Below are 257 nucleotides of genomic sequence, written 5' to 3'. Positions count from 1 at the left end.
ACCACCAGTATCATGAAGGTAGTCATCGATAAGCTCAGCGCCTTTTTCAGTGGTCGCAGTTCCAATGACAAAATGTCCTTCTTTAGCAAAACGTTTGGCCACTGCCTTGCCGATACCTCGGCTAGCGCCAGTCACTAATGTAATCGTACGGCTCATGATAACACCTCCAATAATTTTTCTAGACGGGCAGGCTTGTCAGTAGGATAGCTTGCGATTGGCTGCGCCTGACGCTTCGCCAAATTGCTCAGTACATTACC

Annotated in this window: 1 protein-coding gene; it reads right to left on the bottom strand. The window is 48.2% G+C overall.

What is annotated here, in order from left to right; genetic code table 11:
* Window positions 1-156, bottom strand: a 156-nt coding sequence (locus SB725_RS32370) for an SDR family NAD(P)-dependent oxidoreductase (RefSeq protein ID WP_410923601.1), incomplete at its 3' end; no start/stop codon positions are given.
* Window positions 157-257 lie beyond the last annotated feature (101 nt).

Source organism: Pseudomonas sp. SIMBA_041 (genome assembly GCF_046535095.1).
In the GTDB taxonomy this organism is placed as follows: Bacteria; Pseudomonadota; Gammaproteobacteria; order Pseudomonadales; family Pseudomonadaceae; genus Aquipseudomonas; species Aquipseudomonas mucoides.
This window is presented reverse-complemented; position numbering and strand designations above follow the sequence as displayed.